Source organism: Lamprocystis purpurea DSM 4197 (assembly GCF_000379525.1).
GTDB lineage: Bacteria > Pseudomonadota > Gammaproteobacteria > Chromatiales > Chromatiaceae > Thiodictyon > Thiodictyon purpureum.
Genome location: NZ_KB902404.1, coordinates 1 through 5,063, shown reverse-complemented (window position 1 = coordinate 5,063; position 5,063 = coordinate 1). Strand labels below are relative to the sequence as shown.

The window sequence follows — 5,063 nt, the reverse complement described above, 5'->3', positions numbered from 1 at the left end:
TGGACAAGCCGGGGACAACGCGCCGTGGGCGCGTTGCCCCCACCTTGCCCACACTCATTCACCCTTTGCCCACACTGCGCCGCACGGCCGCCGGAGCTGGCTGAGAACGCCTGCGGCGCAACAGCAACAGATCTTTTCTTAATCGCTGCGCGGATGCCGTCTTAACGACCGCTCCGCGGTGGCTGGGGCAGCGCCAAACCGCTGCGATGAACGTCGGCACGACAACTTAAATTCGGGGGAAAACTGTCCTGGACATGGGGTCCACTATAAGGGTTCGACGGCGGTATTCTGGCCTGGAACCCGGCCGCGGAGCGGGTCTATGGGTATCCGGAGGCCGCGGCGCTGGCGCTCAACATCCGTGAGTTGATCCCCGCGGACGCCTGGCCGGAGCATGAGCGGATGCTGGCGGCGCTGCGCGTCGGCCGGCCGATGGAGCCCTACCGCACCCGTCGCCGCACCCAAGACGGGCGGGAACTCGCGGTCTGGCTGGTGCCCACGGTGCTGCTCGGGGCCGACGGCAAACCCTACGGACTGGGGACCACGGAGCGGGTGTTGGGCGAGGCTGAGCGCTGAGCGGCGACGGCGTGTGAGGTGCTATGCAGGCATTGATGTGCGGGCCTTGATCATCGTTCCGGCCGTAGGGTGGACAAGCGCTAGCGCAGTCCACCGAACCCCGCGCCGCCGCTGGTGGACTGCGCTGCGCTTGTCCACCCTACGATGTCCCGTGGCCGGTACCGTGATCAAGGCCGATGTGCGGAGCCGGGAAGAATTCAGCGGCGCCAAGCGCGTAGGATGGGCAGAGCGAGAGCGATGCCCATCCGGCCACCGCGACGCTTGAGGATGGGCATCGCTCTCGCTCTGCCCATCCTACCTAAAGACCTGGTCCAAAGTCGGTGGGTTCGACCGCCGTCGGCCCCGGCACCTCGAACACCTCCCTTAGCGGGATCTCGACCGTTCCCAGCAGGTCGAGCCTGAGGGCTTCATCGGCGGCGAACACGACGCCCTTGTCGTAGCCGTCCGCGCCCAGGAGGAACCGTATGGCGTACTGCTCCAACGGGTCGACGACCAGATACTCACGCACCCCGGCCCGTTCGTAGAGTGCTTTCTTATCGCGCAGGTCCTTGGCCGAGGTTCCTGGGGACAGGACCTCGACGATCAGGTCCGGGGCACCTTCGATATGGCTCGGGGTGATCTTGCCGGGGTCGCAGACCACCAGGATATCCGGCTGGACCACGTCGGACTCCGAGAACTTGACATCGGTGGGGGCGACGAAGGGCCGACACGGTCGCCCCCGCAGCTGCTGTTCCATCCGGCTGAACAACCGACCCACGACGTCCTGGTGCTTGATCGAGGGTGCGGCCGACATGGCGTACGCCCGCCCATCAATCAGTTCCCAACGCTCGTCGTCGGGCCACGATCGGTAGTCGGTCCAGGTGAAATGAGCCGCGGGCTGCGCGAGCGCGGGTGAGGACATCGAACGTCTCCAATTGGATGGTCTTGACCGGTCGCGGGGCCGCACGCGGATGCCGCGCTCCCGGTCCGGGCGACTGACAACGTCGAACAGAGGTTCATCGTAACCGCGGCTTGAGACCGCGGGCAACTACCTGCCACTGGCCAGCAATTCCAAACTTGGGCGGCAGCATCCAGCGTGGAGCCGTCGGTAGGACCCACAGGCCGGACGGGGCATTCGCCCCGTCCGAAACGTTTTCTTCTGACCTGCCGGCTCGCGCCAATGGCCGACCTCCGCATCAACGTTCGGAACGGGGCGAATGCCCCGTCCCGCCGCGGTTGGTGGGGCATACCCCGTCCGGCTCGAAGTTCTTTGTCTTGTCCTGAGCCGCAAGCCCAGTGGCGGATCGCGCCGTTCGGGTATCCGCTCGACGGTCCTGGGGATCAGGCCGTCTTTCGCAGATGATGAAAATCCATGATTGCCCCGAGCTCATCCGCCTCGGACAGTCGAGCGCGGTACAGGTCCCACCGAACCTGAAGACTTAGCCAGAAATCTGCCGAGACGCCGAAGAATTTCGCCAAACGCAGTGCGATACTTGGGGTTATACCGCGCCGCCCGTTTACGATCTCGTTTACCTGCCGATAGGGTACATGGATTGCGCTTGCCAGATCCCGCTGACTGATATTCATCGGCATCAGAAACTCGTCCCGCAGCATTTCGCCGGGATGGGTAGGCGAGCGATGCGTTGGAATTCTTACCATCTTGCATACCCCTAATGATAATCCGTAACCTCTACTCGGCTCGGACCGCTATCGCCCCAGACAAAGCAGATTCGATACTGGTCGTTGATCCGGATGCTGTATTGCCCGGCTCTATCTCCGCTCAGGGCCTCCAGCCGGTTGCCGGGTGGGACCTTGAGATCGTCGAGCGACTGCGCGGAATCGAGCTGATCTAGCTTGCGCGCGGCGATGGCCCAAATCCGTTGTGGGCAGCACTTCCTGGCGGCCTTCGAGTTGACGCCGTTGAAGATGTCTTCTGTCGCTTGATCGTGGAACGACTCGATCATGAGACGATGATAGCATGGCTTTCCAGGCCGGGCGCTACGGGGTGTGCCCGGGCCGGAATGTCAAAACTTTGATGGGCTTGGGGTTGGTGGAGCGCACGGTGAGCGGAGCCGTCTGTTGTCCGTACGGCGATATCCATGTGGACATGTACCTGCGCGAAGCGGTTTGAGCCGGGTGCGCGCCGATGGTGGGGCATTTGCCGGACGCGTGCGATCTGCACAAACCCGACACCGCTTCGACGCACTGCCGGTAGAATACAAGGTTTTTCCATCCGCGACCGGCGCGACGCAACCCTTGAGGCCACTGCGGCCCCCGCGCGCCGGTCGCGTCAGCATTCCAGGAGATCATACCGATGGCCGGTCACAGCAAATGGGCCAATATCAAGCATCGCAAGGCTGCCCAGGATAAGACCCGCGGCAAGGTCTGGACCAAACTGATCCGTGAGGTCACGGTGGCGGCCCGTTCCGGCGGCAGCGGTGACCCGGCCTTCAACCCGCGACTGCGCCTGGCCGTGGACAAGGCGTTCCAGGCCAACATGCCGCGCGACACGGTGGAGCGCGCCATCAAACGCGGCACCGGCGGCACCGAGGGCGAGGACTACGAGGAGCTGCGCTACGAGGGCTATGGACCCGGCGGGGTGGCGGTGATGGTCGACTGCATGACCGACAACCGCAACCGCACCGCCGGCGAGGTGCGCCACGCCTTCACCAAGTACGGCGGTAACCTGGGCACCGACGGCTCGGTGGGCTATCTGTTCACCAAGCAGGGGGTGATCAGCTTCCAGCCCGGCACCGATGAGGATCAGGTGATGGAGGCGGCCCTGGAGGCCGGTGCACTCGATGTCCTGGTCAACGATGACACCTCACTGGACGTCATCACCGATCCGGACGAGTACAGTGCGGTCAAGGATGCACTGACCAAGGCCGGACTCGACACCGAGGTCGGCGAGGTCACTTTCAATGCCTCGACCAGTGCTGAACTGGACCTGGACACCGCGGTGCGTCTGCTCAAGATGGTCGACGCGCTGGAGGAGTTGGACGACGTGCAGGCGGTCTACCATAACGCCGATATCGCCGATGAGATCATGGCGGCGATCGATGACTGAATCGAGCGTCCGGTGAACCCCCAAAGCCTGCCCCCGCCAATTCCCGCCGCGGGAAACCTGCGCCACCGCATCCTGGGCATCGACCCCGGTTCCCGCATCACCGGTTATGCGGTCATCGACACCGATGGTCAGCGCAGCGTGCGGGTGGCCAGCGGCTGCATCCGGGTCGGTGAGCACCCCTGGCCCGACCGTCTGGGGCTGATCTTCGATCGCGTGGCTGAGATCGTGGCCCTGCATCACCCGCACGAGATGGCGGTGGAGCAACTGATCTTCGCCCGTGATCCGACGGCGGCACTGAAGATCGGCCAGGCGCGCGGGGCCGTCCTGTGCGCCGGGTTGAAGGGCGGGGTGACAGTCCATGAGTACAGTCCCAAGACCGTCAAGCTCGCGGTGGTCGGCACCGGCGGTGCGGAGAAGGCGCAGGTCCAGCACATGGTGCGTATTCTCTTGACCTTGCCGGACGAGCCGACCGAGGACGAGGCCGATGCCCTGGCAATCGCCCTGTGTCATGCCCATTCCATGGGCATCCCGGCGCGCAAACGCGCCGCCGCGTCCTGGCGGGATTGGCGGCCGTAAGTAACGAGTCGGAAACAAGCTAAACAACGACAACGACCTCAACAGAATGGGATGGCAACGATGATCGGCAGACTCAAAGGGGAAATCATCGGCAAGCGGCCGCCCCATCTGTTGCTTGAGGTGAACGGGGTCGGCTATGAGCTGGAGGCTCCGATGTCCACCTTCTACGACCTGCCGCCGGTGGGCGGTACTGTCACTCTGATCACGCATCTGGCGGTGCGGGAAGATGCGCATTGCCTTTACGGCTTCGGGCGGGAACGGGACCGTGACCTCTTTCGGGCGCTGCTCAAGGTGTCGGGGGTCGGGGCCAAGATCGGCCTGGCGATCCTCTCCGGCATGGATGCGGACCGGTTCGTGCGGTGTGTCGAGCAGGAGGATATCACCGCTCTGACCCGCATCCCCGGCATCGGCACCAAGACCGCGCAGCGGCTGGTGGTCGAGATGCGGGATCGCCTCGACGGGATCGGTGCCGGGTTTTCGGTTGCCGCCGCGCTTTCCGGTGCGGCCGGCGCCGCGGCGGCCGTGCCGGGCAGCGCCCCGAGCGCGCTGGCTGATGCCGTGAGTGCCCTGATCGCCTTGGGCTACAAGCCGGCGGATGCCAACCGGATGGCCCGTGCCGCCGACGACGGCGCCAGGACTTCCGAGGAAATTATTCGCACCGCGTTGCGGGCTGTCAATGTGCCATAGCTGTAGGATGGGCAGAGCGAAATGGATTGTTTCGCTTAATTATAGGCGTCGAACGTGATAACCGGACCTAGCAGCCTGTCGGACTTTAGGCGACTTCCGAATAAGACGCTATCAAGAATCAAGCTCCGTAGGAGCCCGCTTGCGGGCGACGTGACCTGCCGGAATCGCGTCATTGTGCCCC

Annotated in this window: 7 protein-coding genes; 4 read left to right on the top strand and 3 right to left on the bottom strand. The window is 64.3% G+C overall.

The window, feature by feature from the left end; genetic code table 11:
* Nucleotides 1-285: 285 nt before the first annotated feature.
* The gene (locus tag A39O_RS37910) at nt 286-573 is read left to right on the top strand and encodes a PAS domain S-box protein (protein ID WP_322786439.1); all 288 of its coding nucleotides are present in this window, start codon (nt 286-288) and stop codon (nt 571-573) included.
* Between the two features lie 298 nt (nt 574-871).
* On the opposite strand, the gene A39O_RS0105900 is transcribed toward A39O_RS37910, so the two are convergent.
* From A39O_RS0105900 to A39O_RS0105890, 3 genes are all read right to left on the bottom strand, one after another.
* Nucleotides 872-1,474, bottom strand: a complete 603-nt coding sequence (locus tag A39O_RS0105900) for a Uma2 family endonuclease (RefSeq protein WP_020503772.1) — start codon at nt 1,472-1,474, stop codon at nt 872-874.
* Nucleotides 1,475-1,893: 419 nt separating this feature from the next.
* On the bottom strand, nt 1,894-2,211 hold the full coding sequence (locus A39O_RS0105895; RefSeq protein WP_026199200.1) for a HigA family addiction module antitoxin: 318 nt from the start codon (nt 2,209-2,211) through the stop codon (nt 1,894-1,896).
* 11 nt (nt 2,212-2,222) lie between these two features.
* Nucleotides 2,223-2,516 (bottom strand): type II toxin-antitoxin system RelE/ParE family toxin, encoded by a 294-nt coding sequence (locus A39O_RS0105890; RefSeq protein ID WP_020503770.1) that lies wholly within the window; start codon nt 2,514-2,516, stop codon nt 2,223-2,225.
* A gap of 350 nt (nt 2,517-2,866) precedes the next feature.
* Between A39O_RS0105890 and A39O_RS0105880 the strand changes: the two genes are divergently transcribed.
* Genes A39O_RS0105880 through ruvA form a run of 3 tightly spaced genes read left to right on the top strand, consistent with a single transcriptional unit; the run spans nt 2,867 to nt 4,882 of the window.
* Nucleotides 2,867-3,619, top strand: coding sequence for a YebC/PmpR family DNA-binding transcriptional regulator (locus A39O_RS0105880; RefSeq protein WP_020503768.1), 753 nt, complete (start codon nt 2,867-2,869; stop codon nt 3,617-3,619).
* 12 nt (nt 3,620-3,631) lie between these two features.
* Entirely contained in the window at nt 3,632-4,195 is a 564-nt protein-coding gene (ruvC, locus tag A39O_RS0105875) for a crossover junction endodeoxyribonuclease RuvC (RefSeq protein WP_020503767.1), read from the top strand.
* A 60-nt stretch (nt 4,196-4,255) separates the two neighbouring features.
* Nucleotides 4,256-4,882 carry a Holliday junction branch migration protein RuvA gene (ruvA, locus tag A39O_RS0105870; protein ID WP_020503766.1) on the top strand — a complete coding sequence of 209 codons (627 nt, stop codon included), beginning with the start codon at nt 4,256-4,258 and terminating at the stop codon, nt 4,880-4,882.
* Nucleotides 4,883-5,063: the final 181 nt, after the last annotated feature.